We start from the raw sequence: 23104 nt of genomic DNA on the forward strand, positions 1-23104 counted from the left end.
TGATAGATGACCAATAGCTATCTGGCGTTTCCTAAATTTGATCCGGTGATTTTCTCTATCGGCCCGGTTTCTTTGCACTGGTACGGTCTGATGTACCTGGTTGGCTTTGTTTTTGCCATGTGGCTGGCGGTGCGCCGTGCCAACAAGCCGGGCAGCGGCTGGACCAAGGATGAAGTTGAGAACCTGCTGTATGCCGGTTTCCTCGGTGTGTTCGTCGGTGGCCGCGTTGGCTATGTGCTGTTCTACAACCTGCCGCTGTTCCTGGATAACCCGCTCTACCTGTTTAAAGTCTGGGACGGTGGCATGTCGTTCCACGGCGGTCTGCTGGGGGTGATCCTGGTGATGTTCTGGTTCGCCCGCCGCACCAAACGCACCTTCTTCCAGGTTTCCGATTTTATCGCTCCGCTGATCCCGTTTGGCCTGGGGGCCGGCCGCTTGGGCAACTTTATCAACGGCGAGCTGTGGGGGCGCGTGACTACCGATACGCCTTGGGCGATGTTGTTCCCCGGCTCGCGCGGCGAAGACGTCGCCATTGCCGCCGCCGATCCGCAGCTGTTGCCATTGCTGAATCAGTACGGCGTGCTGCCGCGTCACCCGTCCCAGCTGTATGAACTGCTGTTGGAAGGCGTGGTGCTGTTTATCATTCTGAACCTGTTTATCCGCAAACCGCGGCCAATGGGGGCCGTATCCGGTCTGTTCCTGATTGGCTACGGCGCATTCCGCATTATCGTCGAGGCCTTCCGCCAGCCGGATGCTCAGCTCGGCCTGTTCGACGGCGTTGTCAGCATGGGGCAGATTCTGTCCGTCCCGATGGTGGTGGCCGGTATTATTATGATGATTTGGGCGTATCGTCGTCGCCCGCAGCAGCAACTATCGTGAGGAACAAATGAAACAGTATCTGGATTTGATGAACAAAGTGCTCGTCGAGGGCACCCCTAAAGCCGACCGTACCGGCACTGGCACGCTGTCGATTTTCGGCCACCAGATGCGTTTCAATTTGCAGGAAGGCTTCCCGTTGGTGACCACCAAGAAGTGTCACCTGCGTTCCATCATCCATGAGCTGTTGTGGTTCCTGAACGGCGACACCAACGTAGCTTATCTGCGTGAAAACAACGTCAGCATTTGGGACGAATGGGCAGATGAGCATGGCGATCTTGGCCCGGTGTACGGCAAGCAGTGGCGCGCATGGGGTGCTGCGGACGGCCGCCAGATCGACCAGTTGAGCAACGTACTGAAACAACTGAAACAGGATCCGGATTCACGCCGCATCATAGTTTCGGCCTGGAACGTAGGCGAGCTGGATCAAATGGCGCTGGCACCGTGCCATGCGTTCTTCCAGTTCTACGTGGCGGACGGCAAACTCTCTTGCCAGCTGTATCAGCGCTCCTGCGACGTGTTCCTCGGCCTGCCGTTCAACATCGCCAGCTATGCGCTGCTGGTGCATATGATGGCGCAGCAATGCGATCTCGAGGTCGGCGATTTTGTCTGGACCGGTGGCGATACCCATTTGTACAGCAATCATATGGAGCAGACTCGGTTGCAGCTAACCCGCGAACCGCGTGCGTTGCCGAAGCTGGTGATCAAGCGCAAACCGGCTTCGCTGTTCGATTATCGCTTTGAAGACTTTGAAATCGAAGGTTACGATCCGCATCCAGCCATCAAGGCACCGGTTGCCATCTGACATCGGCCGCATGATTTATCCCCAAGGGCGCACGGGTTGCGCCCTTACTTTTTCTCCCTCCGCCCTGGCCCTGTTTGCGCTCCGCTTCGCATTTTATTTTGGTTTTCTGCCCGTTGCATCGAAAGGTTGCGCAGGGCGCTTCAGCCTGAATAAGCCGCACTTCCCCGTTTTACCGCTTTGATTACACTGATCGCCATGAACGATAACCTGACTTTCAATACTGAAGACCAGCGCGGCATGACGTTGATTGAATTGCTGGTGGTGATCACCCTGGCGGGCATGCTTACCGGCTGGGGCGTCAGCCAGTGGCGCTATTATCAGCAGAGTTTGCGGCTGGAACATACCGCTCAGCAGTTGCTGGCGTTTCTCACCCGGATGCAGGCGGACGCCAACTGGCGCAACCGCACGGCGCTGCTGTGGTTTAAAAGCGGCGATCCCTGGTGTATCGGGAGCAATCAGCCACTTTCGGGGTGTGAGGGGCATAGCGATGACCTATTCAGCCCGCATTACCGGGATGTAAGGCTGGCAGAGCATACCCAAAAGGAGATGGGGTTTTATGGATTACGCAATAACGCGCAGGCTGGGCATATTGTGCTCGCCAATGCCGCAGGTAGCCTTCGATTGGTGCTGTCCGCCAAAGGCCGGCTACGCCTGTGCAGTGAGGATGTCAACATCCGGGGGATTACGGCATGCCAGCCCTAGAGCGCGGTTTCACGCTGCCGGAGGTGATGCTGGCGTTGACGTTCGGCAGCCTGATTATGCTGGCGGCGGCGAAAACCTACCCGGTGTTGCGACAGCACAGTGTCGATGTCGGCCGGCACTATCGGCTGGAATCGGTGCTTCGGCAGTTGGCGTTCGGCATTGAGAAAGATCTGCGCCGCGCCGGTTTCTGCGCAGGCATGTGCCGGGGGCGGGCATTGCTGATTGGCCATGCGCCCGGGGAGGCGGCGGGCAGTTGTGTGATCATCGCGTACGACATCACCCGTAACGGTCATTGGGAAACGCTCGGCGCAGACGCCGGATATTTTGGTTATCGGCTTCGGCAGGGGGCGCTGGAAGGGCAACGCGGCGTAACCCACTGTCACGGCACGGGTTGGGAGCGCCTACTTGATAATGACGAAGTGCGCATTGAAACTTTCAGCGTCAAATCGCTCGCGGGCAGCAATGGCAAAACATGGGTCATGCTGTCACTTGCCGGGCGTTCGAAGGCGGATGACGCTATACGGCGCAGCCTGCACTGGGCGATTAACATGGCCTCGTTACCATGAGTGCGGTGGGGCAGCGTGGCGGCAGCACGTTGGCGGCAGTGATGCTGCTATTGGTGATGGGGTTGATGTTGTTGAATGCCCAGCACCGCCAACTGGATAGCGCTCTGCTGCTGGCCGCCGATCAACAGCGCTATCTGAAGGCGTACAACCAGGCTGCTTCGGCGCTCAGTTGGGGCGTGGCGCAGTCCTGGCCCCGCAAGCGGTTAGGTGCCAACGGCTGGTGGTGCCAGCAAACCGAAGCGCTGCGCGCCTGCGCCAAATGGTCCGCCCAGGCGGGGATTGTGCTGGTGCGGGGTGACGGGGCGATGAGTGAAGGGGAGCCGTTGCGGTTATATCAATTGACCAAACCGGATGGCACGGGCAGTACCTTTGAGCTAAGGGCGGAAATCGGCGGTTGGCTGGATTTTTGCCCCGAAAAACGAGAAACGGACTGTGCGGATTAACGCGCGGGTGGCTCCCGCAGCAGAGCGATGGCGCCAACAGGGGTTCAGCCTGCCGGAAGTGCTGATTGCCGCATTGCTGTTCTCTGTGTCGCTGCTGGGATTGTTACAGTATCATCAGGTGCTGTTGCACTCTTTCCAGCGCCAGTGGCAGTATCGACAAGCCTGGTCGTTGGCGCACCAACAACTGGAAGTCTTTGCCGCCACCGGTCGCACGGATGCCGAACTGCTGTCGTTGCCGTCCGGGTGGCAGCGCGAGATGCGGCTGAACTCCCCGCAAGGCGCTTGCCAAAGGCTGACGGTGAGAATACAAACGCCTCAGCGGCAGTGGGCTGAATTGAACCGCTGGTACTGCATCGCCGGTAATCCGGCAGATATCATGTTTTAAGGGAGCACCCATGTTTAGGGTTTATCATTCCAATCAGCTGGATTTGCTGAAAACGCTGACCAGTACGTTGATAGCCAGAGAGCCATTGGCCGACCCTTTTCAACAGGAAGTGGTGCTGGTGCAAAGCCCCGGTATGGCGCAGTGGTTGCAGATGCAGCTCGCGGAACAGTTTGGCATCGCCGCCAATATCACCTTCCCACTGCCTGCAACCTTCATCTGGGAGATGTTCACCCGGGTTTTACCCGGCATCCCGAAAGAGAGCGCCTTCAGTAAAGACGCCATGACCTGGAAACTGATGTGGCTGTTGCCGGATCTGCTCACCCGGCCGGACTTTGCCCCGTTGCAACATTACCTCACCGACGACGGCGACAAGCGTAAAATTCATCAGCTTGCCGGCCGGGTGGCGGACCTGTTTGACCAATACCTGGTGTATCGCCCGCACTGGCTGGAAAGCTGGCAAAAGGGCGAAAGCATTGATGGGCTGGCGGAGGCCCAGCAATGGCAGGCCCCGCTGTGGGCGCGATTGGTCGAATATACCCACGAGTTGGGGCAGCCGGAATGGCACCGTGCAAACCTGTATCGTCGCTTTATCAGCGCGTTGGAAAAAACGGATCATTGCCCGGAAGGGTTACCGCCGCGGGTGTTTATCTGCGGTATCTCGGCGCTGCCGCCGGTATATCTGGAGGCCTTGCAGGCGCTGGGCCGCCATATTGATATTCACCTGATGTTCACCAATCCGTGCCGCTACTATTGGGGAGATATTCAGAGCCAATCATTCCTGGCGAAATTACAGAGCCGCAAGCGGCGCCATTATCAGGATAAAACGGAATACGCGCTATTCAGAGATCCCGATAACGCTGCTGCGCTGTTTAATGCGGAAGGCGAACAAGACCTGCCCAATCCGCTGTTGGCCTCATGGGGCAAGTTGGGGCGTGACCATCACTTTTTACTCTCGCAGATAGAATCCGCGCAGGAGGTTTTTGCGTTTGTAGATATCCCTGCGGACAACTTATTGCACGCCATTCAGCACGATATGCTGGAGTTGAAAAATAGCGCCGTCATCGGCACCACGCCGGAAACGCTGGAGAGCAGTAAGACCAAGCGCCGGCTTAATCTTGAAGACCGTTCTATCAGCCTGCACGCTTGCCACAGTCCGCAGCGCGAGGTGGAGGTTTTGCACGACCAACTGTTGACCATGCTGGCGGAAGATCCTGCGCTGACGCCGCGCGATATCATTGTCATGGTGGCGGATATCGACAGCTACACGCCTTATATTCAGGCGGTGTTCGGCAACGCCTCTCCAGAACGTTATCTGCCGTTTGCGATTTCTGACCGGAAGGCGAGCCAGGCGCACCCGGCGTTGCAGGCGTTCATCTCGTTGCTGGATCTGCCGCAGAGCCGTTTTACTTCGGAACAGGTGCTGGCGCTGCTGGAAGTGCCGGCGCTGGCGGCGCGTTTCTCGATCCAGGAAGAAGGGCTACGCCTGTTACGCCACTGGGTGGGGGAGTCCGGCGTCCGCTGGGGGCTGGATGACGACAACGTACGCGAACTGGATCTTCCGGCCACCGGCCAGCATACCTGGCAGTTCGGCATTACCCGAATGCTGTTGGGCTACGCGATGGATAGCAATGCCGGGGACTGGCAGGGCGTGCTGCCTTATGATGAATCGAGCGGGCTGGTCGCGGAGCTGGCGGGGCAGTTGGCCGAACTGTTGGCCTCCCTCAGCCGTTGGCGGCAACGCTTGACCGAGGCGCGTTCTTTGCCGGAGTGGCTGCCGCTTTGCCGCCAGCTGCTTGATACCTTCTTTGAACCGGACGGCGAAACCGAGGCGGCACTGGCGCTGATTGAGCAGCAGTGGAACAAAGTGTTCGAATATGGGCTGGCGGCGCGTTACCCCGATGAGGTACCGCTGACCATTCTGCGTGACGAACTGGCTGCGCGCCTCGATCAGGAGCGTATCAGTCAACGCTTCCTCGCCGGGCAAATCAATTTTTGTACGCTGATGCCGATGCGTTCCATTCCGTTCAAAGTGGTTTGTCTGCTGGGCATGAACGACGGAGTTTATCCGCGCACTTTGCCGCCGCTGGGTTTCGATCTGATGGCACAGCAGGTGAAGCGCGGCGATCGCAGCCGCCGTGATGACGATCGCTATCTGTTCCTGGAGGCGATTCTGTCGGCACAGCAGCGGCTGTATATCAGCTTTATTGGTCGCTCCATTCAGGATAACGGTCTGCGTTACCCTTCGGTGCTGGTGACCGAACTGCTGGAGTATCTGGAGCAAAGTTATTGCCTGCCGGGCGATGAGGCGCTGGACGCCGATGCCAGCGCACAGAAGGTCGGTAAACACTTGCTTAACTGGCACGCCCGCATGCCGTTCGCCGCCGAGAATTTTGTGCCCGGCACGGAAGCGCAAAGCTATGCCGCCGAATGGCTGCCCGCAGCCGTTGGACGCGGCGTGGCGCATCCACCGTTTAATCAACCGTTATTGCCTGATGAGCAGACCCAGATCTCGCTGGATGATTTGCTTCGGTTCTATCGCCACCCAATCCGCGCGTTCTTCCAACTGCGGCTGGGGGTCAGTTTTATCCTCGAAGAGACCGAATTGCCGGACGAAGAGCCCTTCATCCTGGATAATCTCAGCCGCTATCAGTTCAACAGCCAATTGTTGAATACCTTGATCGACGGCGAGGATGCCACCCGTTTGTTTCAGCGGGTGCGTGCCGCCGGTGGCTTGCCTTTTGGCCCTTTCGGCGAGATTTACTGGCAGAAGCAGCAAGAGGAGATGAGTGAACTGGCCGAACAGGTGCGTGCCGAACGCAGCGAGGGGCACAGTCTGGAGCTGGATATCGACATCGCCGGGGTGCATATCAGCGGCTGGCTGCATCAGGTACAGGAGGACGGGCTGTTGCGCTGGCGGCCGGCTACTCTGTCGGCGGTTGATGGAATACTGTTGTGGCTGGAACATCTGGCGTACTGCTGCGCCGGTGGCACGGGGGAAAGCCGCATTTATGGGCGCAAAGGCGCCGCGTGGCGTTTTGCCGCGTTAACCGCAGAGGATGCCCGTGAGCAGTTGGCAGAGCTGGTGGCGGGTTATCAGCGTGGTTTATGCCAGCCGTTGCTCTTGCTGAATAAAAGCGGTTGGGCGTGGCTGAGCCAGTGCTATCAACCGGAAACCCAGAGCATTGACTGGGATGAAGAGGTGCAAATCAAAGCGCGGGCCAAGCTGTTGCAAACCTGGCAGGGCGATCAGCGCATTCCTGGAGAAGGCGAAGACGCCTATGTCCAACGGGTATTCCGTCAGTTGGACAATGCCTGTTTAGAGCAAATTCTGGCCGAAACAGAACGTTACCTGTTGCCGGTGGTGAAGCATAATTTAGGCTGATCCCTTGGCATGACCTTAGGTCACATCCCTGGTGGTACTGATTGCCCTGAGGTGGTAAAAATAAGCAGGATTATATTCAACTATCGGGGTTAGCTCCGGTCTTACATAACGTACAGGTATATAGCCTTTTGTTGTGTTGTTTTGATGCACACCGTCAACGTCAGGGATTTGGCGTAGCGGTGTCAGAATAGGGGTTTATTTTGGATATGCGCAGACAGTTGGCCCGCATTACCGGGTTAGTATTCTTGGCCATGTGTTGGGCACCGTTGAGCTGGGCCGCACAGGGATGGCAACCGCTCGCGGACAAGATCAATAAAAGCGATCACGATCCACGTCAATATCAGGCGATCAAACTGGCAAACGGCATGACCGTGTTGTTGGTATCCGATGCTCAGGCGCCAAAATCGTTGGCGGCACTGGCGTTGCCGGTGGGATCGCTGGAAGATCCGAACAGTCAGCTTGGGCTGGCGCACTACCTGGAACACATGGTGCTGATGGGGTCCAAACGCTATCCGCAGCCGGAAAACCTGGCGGAGTTTCTGAAAAAACACGGGGGTAGCCATAACGCCAGCACTGCGTCTTATCGCACCGCGTTCTACCTGGAAGTGGAAAACGACGCGTTAGCGCCGGCGGTAGACCGCATGGCGGACGCCATTGCCGAGCCTCTGCTGGATCCCGGCAATGCCGATCGTGAACGTAATGCGGTCAATGCCGAGCTGACGATGGCGCGTTCACGCGACGGCATGCGCATGGCGCAGGTCGGGGCGGAAACGCTGAATCCGGCTCACCCGAGCGCGCGTTTCTCCGGCGGCAATCTCGATACCCTGAAGGACAAGCCGGGCAGCAAATTGCATGATGAGCTGACGGCATTTTACCAGCGTTATTATTCTGCCAACCTGATGATGGGCGTGTTGTACAGCAACCAGCCATTGCCGGAATTGGCCAAACTGGCGGCCAATACGTTTGGCAAAGTACCCAATCGCGAAGCCAGCGTGCCGCCAATTACCGTCCCGGCGGTCACCCCTGAACAGCAGGGGATCATTATCCACTATGTGCCGGCCCAGCCGCGCAAACAGCTGAAAGTCGAGTTCCGCATTGATAACAACAGCGCAGAATTCCGAAGCAAGACGGATACCTATATCAGTTATCTGATTGGCAACCGTAGCCAAAATACCCTGTCAGACTGGCTGCAAAAGCAGGGGTTGGCGGATGCAATCAACGCCGGGGCCGATCCGATGGTGGATCGCAACGGCGGGGTATTCTCCATCAGCGTCTCCCTGACCGATAAAGGCTTGGCCAAGCGTGACGAGGTGATAGCAGCCATTTTTAACTACCTGAAAATGCTGCGCAGCGAAGGCATCAAGCAAAGCTATTTCGATGAGATCTCCCACGTTCTCAACCTGGATTTCCGCTACCCGTCGATCACCCGCGATATGGATTACATCGAATGGCTGGTGGACACCATGCTGCGCGTGCCGGTAGAACACACGCTGGATGCGCCTTACCTGGCCGATCGCTATGACGCCAAGGCGATTGCCGAGCGTCTGGATGCCATGACGCCGCAAAATGCGCGCATCTGGTTTGTCAGCCCGAATGAGCCGCATAACAAGATGGCCTATTTCGTCAATGCACCTTATCAGGTTGATAAAATCGCGCCGCAGCGCTTCGAACAGTGGCAGCAGCTGGGCAAGGGGATCAGCCTCTCGTTGCCTGCGTTGAACCCGTATATTCCCGATGATTTTACCCTGAACAAACCGTCCCACGAGTTCAAGAAACCGGAAATGGTGGTCGATCAGCCGGGTCTGCGGGTGTTGTATATGCCGAGCCGCTACTTTGCCGACGAGCCTAAAGCCGATGTCACAGTGGCGTTCCGCAATGCAAAAACCATGGACTCTGCGCGCAATCAGGTGCTGTTCTCGCTGACCGACTATCTGGCGGGTATTTCTCTGGATCAACTGAGTTATCAGGCTTCGATTGGCGGGCTGAGCTTCTCGACTTCGCCGAACAATGGCCTGATGTTCAATGCCAACGGCTTTACCCAGCGCTTGCCGCAGTTGCTGACCTCACTGATTGAGGGGTATTCCAACTTCACGCCGACGGAAGATCAACTGGCGCAGGCCAAATCCTGGTATCTGGAACAGCTGGATTCGGCTGAGAAAGGAAAAGCGTTTGAGCTGGCGATCCAACCGGTGCAGATGGTTTCCCGTGTGCCTTACTCTGAACGTAGCGAGCGCCGCGAAGTATTGAAAACCCTGACGCTGAAAGATGTGCTGGCGTACCGCGACAGCCTGTTGGCCGACGCCACACCGGAGTTGCTGGTGGTGGGCAATATGAGCAAGCAGCAGGTGGATACCCTGGCCTCAACGCTGAAACACCGCCTGGGCTGCACCGGTATTGAATGGTGGCACGGCGAAGACGTTGAAGTGGCTAAAAAACAGCTGGCTAACCTGCAGCGTGCGGGCAGCAGCACCGATTCGGCGCTGGCGGCAGTCTATGTGCCGACCGGGTATGACGAAGTGACCGGCATGGCTTACAGCTCGCTGCTGGGGCAGATTATCCAGCCCTGGTTCTACAGCCAACTGCGTACTCAGGAACAGTTGGGTTATGCGGTCTTTGCTTTCCCAATGTCCGTGGGCCGCCAGTGGGGGATCGGCTTCCTGCTGCAAAGCAACAGCAAGCAGCCGGCGTATCTGTACCAACGCTACCAGGATTTCTACCCGAAAACCGAAAAGCGCCTGCGTGAAATGAGTGAGGCAGATTTTGAACAGTACAAGCAGGCGATGATCAACGAACTGAAACAGCGCCCGCAAACCCTGAGCGAAGAAGCCAGCCGCTTTGCCAATGATTTCGATCGCGGTAATTTTACCTTCGATACCCGCGAGAAGCTGATTGAGCAGGTTAAGCAGTTGACGCCGACCAAGCTGGCGGATTATTTCCACCAGGCGGTCATTCAGCCGCAGGGGCTGGCGGTGCTGTCGCAGGTCAGCGGCAGCGGGCAAGAGAAAGCGGATTATGCCGTGCAGCAGGATTGGGTCTCCTATCCAAACGCTTCCGCACTGCAGCAAACTCTGCCGCGTAAGGTGGCGACACCATGACAGAGGCCGCCCCGCAGCGCCTTGATCCGCTGACGCTGCCGCTGTTTGGCGAACGGCTGATAGAAGCGTCGGCGGGGACCGGCAAAACCTTTACCCTCAGCGCACTGTATCTACGCCTGTTGCTTGGCCTGGGTCAGGGGGCGGCCTTTCCCCGGCCGCTGACGGTAGAGGAAATTCTGGTGGTGACCTTTACCGAGGCCGCCACCGAGGAGCTGCGTGGGCGTATTCGTAGCAATATCCATGCGTTACGCATTGCTTGCGTCCGCGGCCTCAGCAAGGATCCTTTATTGTCTGCGTTGATGGCGGAGATTGACGATTTGCCCGATGCCGCCGCGCAGCTATTGGCTGCCGAGCGGCAGATGGACGAGGCGGCGATCTACACCATTCACGGCTTTTGCCAGCGTATGCTGGCCCACAACGCCTTCGAGTCCGGCATTCTGTTTGAGCAAACGCTGGTGCAGGATGAACTGCCGCTGCGTCGCCAGGCCTGTGCAGACTTCTGGCGTCGCCATTGTTATCCGTTGCCATTGGGTGTCGCGCGGGCCGTGAGCCAGGAGTGGAGCGGTCCGGAGGCGTTGCTGGCGGATCTTTCCGGCTATCTGAGCGGCGAAGCGCCAACGCTGCGTCGGCCGCCGAAAGATGAAGAAACGGTATTGATGCGCCATGAGCAGATCGTGGCGCGAATTGATGCCATTAAAGCTCAGTGGCTGGCGGCTGCGGGGGAACTGGAGGCGCTAATCAGCCAGTCCGGCGTTGATAAGCGCAGCTACAGCAGCAAACACCTGCCTAACTGGTTGCATAAGGTGAGTGAATGGGTGGTGTTGGAAACCCAGGATTACCTGCTGCCGAAAGAGCTGGATAAATTCCGTCAGTCAGTGCTGCTGGATAAAACCAAAAAGGGCGAGCCGCCCCGCCATGAACTGTTTGTGGCGATAGATGAATTATTTGATGAACCGCTGACGCTGCGCGATTTGATTATGGCGCGGGCGCTGAGTGAGATACGTCTCTCCATTCAACAAGAGAAACGCCAGCGCGCCGAGCTGGGTTTTGACGATCTGCTAAGCCGGTTGGACAGCGCGCTGCAAAGTGAAGGCGGCGATCGGTTGGCGCAGGCGATTCGCCAGCGTTATCCGGTGGCGATGATCGATGAGTTCCAGGATACCGATCCACAGCAATACCGTATCTTCCAAAAGCTCTACGTCGGCCGGCCGGAATGCGGCCTGTTGCTGATAGGCGACCCAAAACAGGCCATTTACGCCTTCCGCGGTGCCGATATTTTTACCTATATGCGCGCCCGTTCTGAGGTAAGCGCCCACTACACGCTTGAGACTAACTGGCGCTCGTCCCCAGCAATGGTAGGTAGCGTTAACCATCTGTTTACTCAGGTGGAAAAACCCTTCCTGTTCGGTCAAATCCCCTTTATTGAGGTGGCGGCTGCCGAGAAAAATCGTGGGTTGGCTTTTGAGCTGCATAAACAGCCGCAGCCGGCGATGCAGTTTTGGTTGCAGCAGGGGGAAGGTGTTGGCGTTAGTGAGTACCAACAATTGATGGCGCGCCTGTGCGCCACGCAAATCCGGGACTGGCTCAGTGCGGGGCAAAGTGAACATGCCTGGCTGGTGGACGGCGATAAGCGGCGGGCGGTGCAGGCCTCCGATATTACCGTGCTGGTGCGTAGTCGTAATGAGGCGGCGTTGGTGCGTGATGCGCTCAGCGCCCTGGCCATTCCTTCGGTCTATTTGTCCAACCGCGACAGCGTGTTTGATACCCCGGAAGCCAAGGATTTGCTGTGGCTGTTGCAGGCGGTGCTGGCGCCGGAGCAGGAGCGCACGTTGCGCAGCGCCATGGCGACCGGTTTGATGGGGTTGGATGCGCAAGCGTTGGATGGCTTGAACCGCAACGAACGCGCCTGGGATTCGCTGGTGAATGAGTTCGATAAATACCGTACGCTCTGGCTGCGCCGCGGCGTGTTGCCCATGCTGCGTGAGGTGATGAATCAGCGCCATCTGGCGGAAAACCTGCTGGCCAGCCACGGCGGCGAGCGTCGGTTGACCGACATAATGCACTTGGGGGAGCTGTTGCAAGAGGCCTCTGCGCAGCTCGACAGCGAACATGCGCTGGTGCGCTGGCTGGCGCAGCAGATTGCCCAGCCAAATCGTCAGTCCGACAACCAGCAACTGCGACTGGAAAGCGATCGCCATCTGGTGAAGGTGATCACCATCCATAAATCGAAAGGGTTGGAGTTCGATCTGGTCTGGCTGCCGTTTGTCGGCAATTTCCGCCAGCAGCAGCAGGTGCTGTACCACGATCGGCAGAGTTTCCAGGCGCTGCTTGACCTCAACGCCAATGAAGAAAGTATCGAATGGGCGGAAGAAGAGAGGTTGGCGGAGGATTTGCGCCTGCTGTATGTAGCCTTGACCCGCTCGGTATACCACTGCAGCATCGGCATAGCGCCGTTGATTCAGGGTACGCGCAAGAAACAGGGTGATACCGATTTGCACCGCAGCGCGCTGGGTTACCTGGTGCAGGCCGGCCAGGCCGGGGATGCCGCCTGGCTGCAACAACGTCTGCAGCAGCTGGCTGGAGAGGGCATTGCGCTGTCGTTGGTGGAGCAACTGGATGAGCAGGCCTGGCTGCCCCAAGCGCCGGTGTTAACCGAACTGGCGGCAAAAAGCTTCACGCGCCCGGTGCAGGATTTCTGGCGGGTGACCAGTTACACCGGCCTGCAGCAACACGGCTCTGGCCTGATGCAGGATCTGCTGCCACGGCTGGATGTCGACGCTGCAGGCGAACAGGCGCTGGATAGTGAGCCAGCGCTCACACCGCATACCTTCCCACGCGGCGCGGCCCCGGGAACCTTCCTGCACAGCCTGTTTGAAACGCTGGATTTCACCCAACCTATTGATGAGCAATGGCTGTTTGAACAGTTGCAACAGCAAGGGTTTGCCGATCACTGGCAACCGATACTGCTGGCATGGATGCAGGTGTTGCTGAATGTCCCGCTCAATGATGCCGGCGTCACATTGTCAGCCTTGGTACCACAGCAGAAACAGGCTGAGCTGCAGTTTTATTTACCTATCGAAAGGCTATTGCAGGCACGTGAGTTGGATAAGTTGGTGAAAAAATACGACCCGCTTTCAGCTCGCTGTCCGGCGCTGGATTTCCAGCAGGTGCAGGGAATGCTGAAGGGGTTTATCGACCTGGTGTTCTGCTGGCAGGGAAAGTACTACCTGCTGGATTACAAATCCAACTGGTTAGGCGAGGACAGCAGCGCTTATACCCGGGCGGCGATGGAGCAGGCGATGGCGGAACACCGCTATGACCTGCAGTACCAGCTGTACACGCTGGCACTGCATCGTTATTTGCGCCATCGGTTGCCGGATTATGACTATCGGCGCGACTTCGGCGGAGTGATTTACTTGTTCCTGCGCGGAGTAGACGCACAGCACCCGGGCAACGGTATTTTCGCCTGTTGCCCAGATCCGCAGTTGGTAGAGGGTATGGACCGCCTGTTCAGCGGCGAAGCCATTACGGCGGAGGATGAACCATGATCGCTCTACTGGAGCAGGCGCAGGCACTTGGCGTGCTGCGTCCGCTGGACTTGCAGTTCGCCCGTATAGTGGCCGGGGAGAAAGAGCCGGATATTCTGCTGGCCGCAGCTTGTCTCAGCGCGGAGGCAGGCGCCGGCCATGTTTGCCTGATGCTGGAGCAGTTGCTGCCGGAAAACCTGTTTGAGGGGCGTCAGCCGGAACTGGCGCAGGCCGTATGGCTGGCGGCCGGGCAACCGGATATTGCCCGCTGGCAGCAGCGTCTGGCGGCCAGTACGGCAGTGGGTGACGGCAGCAGTGCCATGCCCATGGTGTTGCAACAGCAGCGTTTGTACCTGCAGCGCATGTGGCAGAACGAAGGCGAGGTGGCGGCGTTTATCAGCAGTGACAGTATCCATCAGGCGGTTGATGAACCTGAACTGCGCGCCATCCTCGATCGGCTGTTCGGCGAGGCGACGAATGAGCCGGACTGGCAGAAAATTGCCGCCGCAGTGGCCGCGACACGGCGTATTGCGGTGATTTCAGGTGGACCGGGCACCGGCAAAACCACCACCGTCGCCAAATTGCTGGCGGCGCTGGTACAGCTTGCCGAGGGCAGGCGTTTGCGCATTCAACTGGCGGCACCCACCGGCAAGGCGGCGGCGCGTCTGACCGAATCGCTAGGCAGCGCCGGCAGGCAGTTGGCGTTAACCCCGGAGCAACGCGCGCTGTTCCCTACAGATGCGTCGACGCTGCACCGCCTGCTGGGCGCTCAGCCCAATAGCCAGCGCATGCGTTATCATCGCGGCAATCCGCTGCATCTGGATGTGCTGGTGGTGGACGAGGCTTCAATGGTCGATCTGCCGATGATGGCACGTCTGATTGCCGCATTGCCCCTGCAGGCGCGGGTGATTTTCCTTGGCGACAGGGATCAACTGGCGTCAGTAGAGGCCGGGGCTGTGCTGGGGGATATCTGCCGTTTTGCCGAGCAGGGATACAGCGCTGCGCGTGCAGAACAACTCACCCGTCTGACCGGCTGTCTGGTGCAAGGGCAAAGCGCGCAGTCGGAGGCTGCGGTGCGAGACAGTCTGTGCCTGCTGCGCAAAAGCTATCGTTTTGATGCCGATTCCGGCATCGGTCAATTGGCCTTTGCGGTGAATGCCGGTGACGGCAAGGGGGCGGCTTGGGCGCTCAGTGGCAGCTTCAGTGACGTTGCGGGTTACCCTTTGGCAGAAACGGAAGACTATCAGGCACTGTTGAACGCCTGTGTAGCAGGCTATGGCGATTATTTGCAACGGGTTGCTGCCAGAGCGGATGCGGGAGAGGTATTGGCGGAATTTGGCCGTTTCCAGGTGCTTTGTGCGCTGCGCGAAGGGCCATTCGGTATCGCCGGGCTGAACGAGCGTATCGAGGCGGGGTTGCAACGGGCCGGGTTGATCCAGCGTACGCCAGGGGCCTTGGGGCGTTGGTATCCTGGTCGCCCGGTGATGATTGGCCGCAACGACAGTGCACTGGGGTTGTTTAACGGCGATATCGGCATCGCCCTGCGCGATGAAAGCGGTGAGCTGCGCGTGCACTTCCAGTTGCCGGACGGTAGCATCAAGTCGGTGCAACCAAGCCGTTTACCGGCGCATGAAACCGCCTATGCGATGACGGTGCATAAGTCTCAGGGGTCGGAATTTGATCATACGGTGCTGGTGTTGCCCAATCACTTCTTGCCGGTACTGACCCGCGAATTGGTGTATACCGCTATCACCCGAGCTCGCAGGCAGCTTTCGCTGTATGCCACCGATGCCGTGCTGATGCGGGCGATCCGTACGCCAACCCAACGCCGCAGCGGGTTGGCGGAGCGCTTGCAGATAACGACATAAAGCGAAACGGGTACAGCCTATCCTGGGGCCTTAAAATTGCAGCCAGCAGCGCTGCAGCTTGAAAGACGAGGGGAATCGGCTGAACCCGCAGAGGGTTACAAGTCCGCCAGCAGAATCTTCGAGCGGCGTTGGTAGTTGTACAGCGCCTGTTTTTGCATCGGCAGCACGTCCACTTCCGCCGGCGTGAAACCGCGCTCCTGGAACCAGTGGATGCTGCGTGTGGTCAGCACGAACAGCTTTTGCAAACCCATCTGGCGCGCCTGGCTTTCCACCCGTTGCAGCAGCATTTCACCGCGTGATGAACTGCGGTAGTCCGGATGTACCGCTACGCAGGCCATCTCGCCGATTTTCTCTTCCAGGAACGGATACAGCGCCGCACAGGCGATGGTTAGATTATCGCGCTCAATAATAGTGAATTTGTCGATCTCCATCTCCAGCTGTTCACGGGAGCGGCGCACCAGAATACCCTGTTGCTCAAGTGGGCGGATCAGTTCCAGAATGCCGCCGATATCGTTAATGGTCGCCCGGCGCACCTGTTCGGCGCTCTCCATGACGATCTGGGTGCCGATACCGTCGCGTGAGAACAACTCTTGCACCAGTGCGCCGTCTTCCTGATAGCTGATCAGGTGGCTGCGGCGCACGCCGCTGCGACAGGCCTTCACCGCACCGCGCAGGAAACGTACGGTGCCTGAATGGTAATCGCCGCTGGCTTCGCGTTCTTCGATGCGTTTCTGCGCGTCATTGGGGAACAGCTCGGAAATGATATTGCCATCCTGATCGGTGACGCCCTGCGACGAGCAGAACCCGATCATTTTTTCCGCCTTCAGCTTGATGGCCAATTGGGTCGCCACTTCTTCTGACGTCAGGTTAAAGCTTTCGCCGGTAACGGAAACGGCGACCGGGCCGATCAGCACTATGGCATTACTGTCGAGTTGACGGTGGATCGCTTCTTCATCTATACGGCGAATACGGCCGCTGTGGCAGTAATCCACGCCGTCATCAATCCCTAACGGCTGGGCAATGATAAAGTTGCCGCTGACCACGTTGATGTGCGCGCCCTGTAGTGGCGTATTGTTGAGGCTCATCGACAGCCGTGCGGTGATGTCCAGTTGCAGCAGGCCCGCCGCTTGCTTAACCAGCTCAAGCGTGTGGGCGTCGGTGACCCGGGTATGTTTGTGATAAATAGGTTCGTAGTTATGCTGCGCCAGATTGCTGTCGATCTGCGGCCGTGCGCCATAGACCACCACCAAACGAATCCCCAGGCTATGCAGCAGCCCGATATCGTTGACGATGTTGGAGAAATTCTCATGCTCTATGGCCTCTCCCCCAAGCATGACGACAAACGTCTTGCCGCGGTGGGCGTTGATATAGGGAACTGAGTGACGGAATCCTTGAACAAGCTCGGTACTACGTTCCTTCACGGCAAAACCTCTTTTGCATATTTATACGATATTTTTGTATTTTTATTCTTTTATTGCCCCGATGGCAAGCGGGAAATTGTCTGTATTTATTTGCGGAAGGGGGGAATCGGTTAATAAATTGAAAAACCTTGGAAAGATTTTCTGATGACAGCGCCAGGAGGATTCGTTAAAGTTTTTGCCATTCCCGTTTTATCGGCGTTTTTTCATCTGTTTTAACCTGTTATCACTGCCGGAGTCGCATGCCAAACTCAAATCACAATCTGGGCCGCCGTCGTATATTGCAGGGGGTTGCCGCCAGTTGGTTGCTGAGTGTGAGTCGCGTAGGCTTCGCCGCATCATCGCATGTGATTGCCGTGCGCGTTTGGCCTTCTTCTACTTATACCCGCGTGACGCTCGAATCAAACACCGAACTGAAATACAAACAGTTTGCGCTGACCAATCCCGATCGCGTGGTGGTGGATATCGAAGGGGTCCATCTCAATAGCGTATTGAAGGGCATTGTCGGCCAGGTTCGCGCTGACGATCCCTATTTGAAACAGGCGCGAGTCGGTCAGTTTGATCAAAACACCGTTCGGCTGGTGCTGGAACTTAAGCAGAGCGTCAGTCCCCATATGTTTACTCTGGCGCCGGTACCGGAATATCGCAACCGTCTGGTGATGGATCTGTATCCCAGCAAGGGCGGCACCGGCGAAGACTATGATCCGCTCTTGGCATTACTGGAAGATTACAACAAGGGCGATCTCGAGCGCACTTTGCCGGCGGAGGCGCCGCAGGCCGGCAAGGCGGGGCGCGATCGGCCTATTGTCATCATGCTGGATCCCGGCCATGGCGGCGAGGATCCGGGGGCGATTGGCAAATTCAAAACGCGCGAGAAGGACATCGTATTACAGATTGCCCGCAAACTGAGCGCGTTAATCAAGCGCGAACCGAACATGAAAGTGTTTATGACGCGCAATGAAGATGTGTTCATTCCGCTGAAGGTGAGGGTGGCGAAGGCGCGCAAGCAGCGTGCCGATCTGTTCGTTTCTATCCATGCCGATGCCTTTACCAGCCAGGCCGCACGCGGATCTTCGGTCTTTGCGCTGTCGACCAAGGGCGCCACCAGTTCGGCGGCGAAATTCCTGGCGCAAACTCAGAACGAATCGGACCAAATCGGCGGCGTAAGCAAAAGTGGCGATCGCTATCTGGATCACACCATGTTTGATCTGATACAGACCGCAACCATTAACGATAGCCTGAAATTCGGCAAGGAAGTGCTGAACCGGATGGGCAAAATTAACCGTTTGCACAAGAATCGTGTCGATCAGGCCGGTTTTGCAGTGTTAAAGGCGCCGGACATTCCTTCGATCCTGGTTGAGACGGCGTTTATCAGCAATATAGAAGAAGAGCGCAAGCTGCGTACCAGCCATTTCCAGCAGCAGGTGGCGGAATCCATTCTGGCGGGTATCAAGGCGTATTTCGCCAACGGCGGCGCGGCGGCACGCGGATAAGGTTTACGCAGAGACGGCTGGGCGGGCACCCGGCCGGGTTTTGGCAGATTTCAGATACAAAAAAACACCCGTTAAGGTGCTTATTTGTAGTCATCAAGATTGGTTGCGGAGGCCGGATTTGAACCGACGACCTTCGGGTTATGAGCCCGACGAGCTACCAGGCTGCTCCACCCCGCGTCCGTCTTAATGCTTGTATTATCGAAACCCAACATTCATGTGATACCGCTGGTACAGTATCGGTTGGTTGCGGGGGCCGGATTTGAACCGACGACCTTCGGGTTATGAGCCCGACGAGCTACCAGGCTGCTCCACCCCGCGTCCGTATAATACTTTTTTCATCGAATCCCAACCTTTACGTGATACTGCTGATGCAGTATCGGTTGGTTGCGGAGGCCGGATTTGAACCGACGACCTTCGGGTTATGAGCCCGACGAGCTACCAGGCTGCTCCACCCCGCGTCCGATGGAAGCGCACTATACTCTCCGTGCATTTTGTTGCAACCCTTTTTGCAATTAATTGAGTTAAAGCCATCTTTATGCTGAATTAGTCCGCAATTTGCGTTCTTTTTCATCATTATCAGCCGTGCGGGTTTTTTTATTTGCGGCGATTCCCTTATCTATGGGTGTTTGTTATCGTTCGCCGGTAGATCATATCTGTTTGAGAGTGTGCGCGATGAAAGGACGTTGGGGCAAATACCTGCTGGGCGGGTTGATGGTAGCGGTATTGGCTGGCTGTTCGTCAAAGCCGACCGACCGGGGACAGCAGTATAAAGATGGCCGTCTGGAGCAGTCGCTGGAGTTGGTGAATCAACCCAATGCCAAAGGCGTACCGGTGAACGCCAAGGATTACTCGAATCAGCTGATGGAGATTCAATACGCTTCTCCTTCACTGTTTAATCGCAATAACACCACCTTTCAGGCAGTGCAAAGCTGGATGGCCGCGGGTGCCGATACCCGTCAACTGAACCAATACGGTCTCAGCGCCTATCAAATGGAAGGCGTGGACAACTACGGTAACGTGCAGTTCACCGGCTACTATACGCCGGTCGTGCAGGCGCGTTATACCCAGCAGGGGGAGTTCCGCTACCCGTTGTACCGCATGCCGCCAAAAGGCAAAGGCCGCCTGCCGGATCGCGCGGGCATATACTCGGGCGCGCTGGATGACCGTTATATCGTCGCTTACACCAACTCGCTGATGGACAACTTTATGATGGAAGTCCAGGGCAGCGGGTATGTGGATTACGGCAATGGCCAGCCGCTGGTGTTCTTCGGCTACGGCGGCAAGAACGGCCACGCTTACCGTAGCATCGGTAAAGTGCTGATCGATCGCGGCGAAGTGGCCAAAGCGGATATGTCTATGCAGGCGATTCGCCAATGGGCCGATACCCACAGCGCTGCAGAAGTGCGTGAGCTGCTGGAGCAGAACCCTTCCTTTGTGTTCTTCCGTCCGGAGGCTTTTGCGCCGGTGCGCGGTGCCAGTGCGGTACCTTTGATTGCCAAAGCCTCGGTAGCTTCCGACCGTTCACTGATCCCGGCAGGGACCACGCTGCTGGCAGAAGTGCCTCTGCTGGACAACAAGGGTAAATTCACGGGAAAATATGAGATGCGCCTGATGGTGGCTCTGGACGTGGGCGGCGCTATCAAAGGCCAGCACTTCGATATGTACCAGGGCATCGGGCCGGACGCCGGCCACTCGGCGGGGTATTACAACCATTACGGCCGAGTTTGGGTGCTGAAAGGCGGTAACACCGGCACGCCATTGTTCACCAGCCAGACCTCTTCCGCTAACGGCGGTTCGTTGTTGGTCACCCGCTGACGACAATAAGTCATAGGGTACGCCGATAATGACCCGCAAGGGCCGGATCTTCCGGCCCTTATCATTTGCATTGTTAAGGTAAGTAAAGCGTTATGAGCACAGCCTATTCTGAAGCCTATCTGCAGCGTTTTGGCGGCACGGCACGTTTGTACGGTCAGCAGGCGCTGGCGCTGTTTGCCCAGGCGCATGTGTGCGTGATTGGCATCGGCGGCGTGGGTTCCTGGGCGGCAGAGGCCCTGGCCCGCACCGGTATCGGCGCCATTACGCTGATCGATATGGATGATGTCTGCGTCACCAATACCAACCGCCAGATCCATGCATTGCGTCAGCATGTTGGCCAGTCAAAGACAGAGGTGATGGCGGAGCGCATTCTGGCGATCAACCCTGAATGCCGGGTGACCTGCGTCGACGACTTTATTACTGCGGACAATGTGGCTGAGCTGCTGAACAACAATTTCAGCTATGTGATCGACGCGATTGACAGCGTACGACCGAAGGCCGCGCTGCTGGCTTATTGCCGCCGTTACAAGATCCCGGTGGTCACTACCGGCGGCGCGGGCGGGCAAATAGATCCGACGCAGATTGCGGTGGCCGATTTGGCGAAGACCATTCAGGATCCGCTGGCCGCCAAGCTGCGCGAGCGGTTGAAGAATGATTTCAACGTGGTGAAGAACAGTAAGGGCAAGCTTGGCATCGATTGCGTGTTTTCCAGTGAACCGCTGGTGTACCCGCAACCGGACGGTACGGTTTGCGCATCACGCAGCACCGCAGAAGGACCGAAAAGAATGGATTGCAGCGCGGGATTTGGCGCGGCGACCATGGTTACCGCTACCTTCGGCTTTGTTGCCGTGTCCCACGCTTTGAAGAAAATGGTAGCGAAAGCCGCGCGTCAGGCATAACGGGCAGCGATTGTTTTCACCCCGGTGGCCAGCGCTTCCAACCCGCTGGCGCGAGTGGCGCTAAGCTGGGCACGCAGCGCCAGTTGCTCAAACAGCGCCAGCGGATCCATTGCCGCTATTTGCTGCGGCGTTTTACCTTCCACTGCCGTCAGCACTATCGCCAGCAGACCGCGTACTATGCGGCCTTCGCTGTCGCCATAAAAATGCAGCGTGCCGTCAGCCAACAATTGATGCCCCAGCCAGACGCGATTTTCACAGCCACTGAGTTCCATTTCTGCCGTGCGTAACGACTCTGGCAGCGGCGGCAGTTGTTTCGCCAGCATAATCAGTTGGCGATAGCGATCTTCCCACTGCTTCAGCGCGGTAAATTTTACGATCAGCGCTTCGGCGGTAATTTCGTTGCCAAAGGGATGTGGGGCAAGCATAGCGTCTCCGAAATTAATTTAGTCGGCCAGCAGATCGATGGCGTTGATCAGCGCTGTCACCAGGGTTTCAACATCTTCCGTACTGTTGTAAGGCGCAAATGACGCGCGCAGTGTACCGCTGACTCCCAACGCCGCCATCAGCGGCTGGGCACAGTGCTGGCCGGCGCGCAGCGCGATACCTTGCTCTGCCAATAGGGTGACGATATCGCTGTGATGAATGCCGACAATATCAAACGCCAGCAGGCTGGAACCTGAACAGCGGAAGCTGCGAAAGCCCGGTAACTGCGCCAGCCGTTGCTCGGCCAGATCGGCCAAATCGCGGCTGTAGCGCTCGGCGCCTGCTCTATCCTGAGTGCCAAGCCATTCCAGTGCCGCGGCCAGCCCCAGTACGCCGGCGATATTGGGTGTGCCGGCCTCAAAGCAGTGCGGCGGTTTTTGTGGTGTAAAGCCCTCGAATGACGCCTGGGTCACCATTTTACCGCCACCTTGCCACGGCACCATCTGTGCCAGTAATTCGCTTTTCCCGTACAGCGCGCCGATGCCGGTCGGGCCATAGAGTTTGTGACCGGAGAAGGCGTAAAAATCGATATCAAGCCGCTGAACGTCGGCCGGGCAGTGCACTATGCCCTGCGCTCCGTCGATCATCACGCGCGCGCCGACGCCGTGGGCCAGAGTGATGGCTTGTGCCAGATCCGGGCAACCGCCGGTGACGTTGGACATTTGCCCCAGCGCCAACAGCCGGGTTTTATCGTTGAGCAGCCTGGGTAGCTGTGCCAGGTCCGGCAGGCGATCGGCACCAAGCGGCAATTTAACCACCCGCGCGCCAGTTTGTTCCGCCACCATCAACCAGGGGATCAGGTTGGCGTGGTGTTCGGCTTCGCTCACCAGAATTTCGTCACCCGGTTGCAGCCGGGGGCGGGCATAGCTTTGCGCCACCAGATTGATTGCCTCGGTGGTGCCGCGTACCCAAATAATGTCATCGGCCGTGGGGGCATTGATCAGCGTAGCGACCTGCCGGCGCGCCTGTTCGAAGCGGGCGGTCAAATCCTGCGCCGCGCGGTGTTGGCTGCGATGCACAGTGGCGGCGTCGTCACGGTAAAACTGCTGCGTCGCCGCGATAACCGCCAGCGGTTTCAACGCGGTGGCGGCGCTGTCGAGATAACTTCCCGCCTGCTGCAGGGCCGGAAACTGATTACGAAAATCGGTGGGATTAAAAGGTGTCATACCCTGATTGTCACTGGCTGAGTCAATGGGTGATCCTGTCCTATTTTTTCGTCGGAGACAAGTTCTCCCGTCCATTCGGACTTATCGCCTGGAAATCTCTCATAAGTTTGTTATGCTATTAAGTGCCTACCAAGTAATGGCGTTAAATAACATAAAAGGTTTTTTACAGCATTTTTATCTA

16 protein-coding genes and 3 tRNA genes are annotated in these 23104 nt (G+C 57.6%); 13 read left to right on the forward strand and 6 right to left on the reverse strand.

The annotated features are described in order from the left end of the window. The first annotated feature begins 6 nt into the window (after positions 1-6). The 10 genes from lgt to recD all read left to right on the forward strand — a co-directional run bounded on the left by lgt (position 7) and on the right by recD (position 15649). Positions 7-879, forward strand: a complete 873-nt coding sequence (gene lgt / locus V2S86_RS20915) for a prolipoprotein diacylglyceryl transferase (protein ID WP_004952282.1) — start codon at positions 7-9, stop codon at positions 877-879. A gap of 7 nt (positions 880-886) precedes the next feature. After that, on the forward strand, positions 887-1681 hold the full coding sequence (gene thyA / locus V2S86_RS20920; RefSeq protein WP_330763985.1) for a thymidylate synthase: 795 nt from the start codon (positions 887-889) through the stop codon (positions 1679-1681). Positions 1682-1876: 195 nt separating this feature from the next. Beyond that, positions 1877-2383: a prepilin peptidase-dependent protein gene (locus V2S86_RS20925; RefSeq protein ID WP_330763986.1), complete on the forward strand. Its 507-nt coding sequence runs from the start codon at positions 1877-1879 to the stop codon at positions 2381-2383. Beyond that, the gene (locus V2S86_RS20930) at positions 2371-2949 is read left to right on the forward strand and encodes a prepilin peptidase-dependent protein (protein ID WP_330763987.1); all 579 of its coding nucleotides are present in this window, start codon (positions 2371-2373) and stop codon (positions 2947-2949) included. The genes V2S86_RS20925 and V2S86_RS20930 overlap by 13 nt, the downstream gene beginning before the upstream one ends. After that, on the forward strand, positions 2946-3392 hold the full coding sequence (locus tag V2S86_RS20935; RefSeq protein WP_330763988.1) for a YgdB family protein: 447 nt from the start codon (positions 2946-2948) through the stop codon (positions 3390-3392). Before V2S86_RS20930 ends, V2S86_RS20935 begins: the two co-directional genes overlap by 4 nt. Then, a complete protein-coding gene (locus tag V2S86_RS20940) occupies positions 3382-3777 on the forward strand; it encodes a prepilin-type N-terminal cleavage/methylation domain-containing protein (RefSeq protein ID WP_330763989.1) in 396 nt (131 codons plus the stop codon). Before V2S86_RS20935 ends, V2S86_RS20940 begins: the two co-directional genes overlap by 11 nt. Before the next feature lie 10 nt (positions 3778-3787). Further along, complete coding sequence (recC, locus tag V2S86_RS20945) at positions 3788-7159, forward strand: exodeoxyribonuclease V subunit gamma (protein WP_330763990.1); 3372 nt, start codon at positions 3788-3790, stop codon at positions 7157-7159. Between the two features lie 206 nt (positions 7160-7365). After that, positions 7366-10254: a pitrilysin gene (gene ptrA, locus V2S86_RS20950; protein WP_330763991.1), complete on the forward strand. Its 2889-nt coding sequence runs from the start codon at positions 7366-7368 to the stop codon at positions 10252-10254. After that, entirely contained in the window at positions 10251-13802 is a 3552-nt protein-coding gene (recB, locus tag V2S86_RS20955; RefSeq protein WP_330763992.1) for an exodeoxyribonuclease V subunit beta, read from the forward strand. The genes ptrA and recB overlap by 4 nt, the downstream gene beginning before the upstream one ends. Continuing rightward, positions 13799-15649, forward strand: a complete 1851-nt coding sequence (gene recD / locus V2S86_RS20960; protein WP_330763993.1) for an exodeoxyribonuclease V subunit alpha — start codon at positions 13799-13801, stop codon at positions 15647-15649. The genes recB and recD overlap by 4 nt, the downstream gene beginning before the upstream one ends. Positions 15650-15744: 95 nt before the next feature. Here recD and argA read toward each other — a convergent pair whose 3' ends face one another. Beyond that, positions 15745-17070, reverse strand: coding sequence for an amino-acid N-acetyltransferase (gene argA, locus V2S86_RS20965; protein WP_330763994.1), 1326 nt, complete (start codon positions 17068-17070; stop codon positions 15745-15747). A 239-nt stretch (positions 17071-17309) separates the two neighbouring features. On the opposite strand from argA, the gene amiC reads away from it, so the two are divergent. Continuing rightward, positions 17310-18560, forward strand: a complete 1251-nt coding sequence (amiC, locus tag V2S86_RS20970) for an N-acetylmuramoyl-L-alanine amidase AmiC (RefSeq protein WP_006318964.1) — start codon at positions 17310-17312, stop codon at positions 18558-18560. A gap of 100 nt (positions 18561-18660) precedes the next feature. Here amiC and V2S86_RS20975 read toward each other — a convergent pair. The 3 genes from V2S86_RS20975 to V2S86_RS20985 form a co-directional block, all read right to left on the reverse strand. Beyond that, positions 18661-18737: transfer RNA gene (locus tag V2S86_RS20975), tRNA-Met, on the reverse strand. Positions 18738-18801: 64 nt separating this feature from the next. Further along, positions 18802-18878, reverse strand: a tRNA-Met gene (locus V2S86_RS20980). Between the two features lie 63 nt (positions 18879-18941). Continuing rightward, a tRNA-Met gene (locus V2S86_RS20985) sits at positions 18942-19018 on the reverse strand. A gap of 214 nt (positions 19019-19232) precedes the next feature. On the opposite strand from V2S86_RS20985, the gene mltA reads away from it, so the two are divergent. Together mltA and tcdA are read left to right on the forward strand one after the other, a co-directional pair. Further along, entirely contained in the window at positions 19233-20375 is a 1143-nt protein-coding gene (gene mltA, locus V2S86_RS20990) for a murein transglycosylase A (RefSeq protein ID WP_330763995.1), read from the forward strand. A 92-nt stretch (positions 20376-20467) separates the two neighbouring features. Next, the gene (gene tcdA, locus V2S86_RS20995) at positions 20468-21274 is read left to right on the forward strand and encodes a tRNA cyclic N6-threonylcarbamoyladenosine(37) synthase TcdA (protein WP_330763996.1); all 807 of its coding nucleotides are present in this window, start codon (positions 20468-20470) and stop codon (positions 21272-21274) included. Here tcdA and csdE read toward each other — a convergent pair. Beyond that, positions 21265-21699 carry a cysteine desulfurase sulfur acceptor subunit CsdE gene (gene csdE / locus V2S86_RS21000; protein ID WP_330763997.1) on the reverse strand — a complete coding sequence of 145 codons (435 nt, stop codon included), beginning with the start codon at positions 21697-21699 and terminating at the stop codon, positions 21265-21267. The two genes, tcdA and csdE, sit on opposite strands and share 10 nt — an antisense overlap. An 18-nt stretch (positions 21700-21717) precedes the next feature. Next, positions 21718-22923, reverse strand: a complete 1206-nt coding sequence (gene csdA / locus V2S86_RS21005) for a cysteine desulfurase CsdA (protein ID WP_330763998.1) — start codon at positions 22921-22923, stop codon at positions 21718-21720. Between the last annotated feature and the right edge of the window lie 181 nt (positions 22924-23104).

The organism is Serratia sp. C2(1) (assembly GCF_036352655.1).
In the GTDB taxonomy this organism is placed as follows: Bacteria; Pseudomonadota; Gammaproteobacteria; order Enterobacterales; family Enterobacteriaceae; genus Serratia; species Serratia inhibens.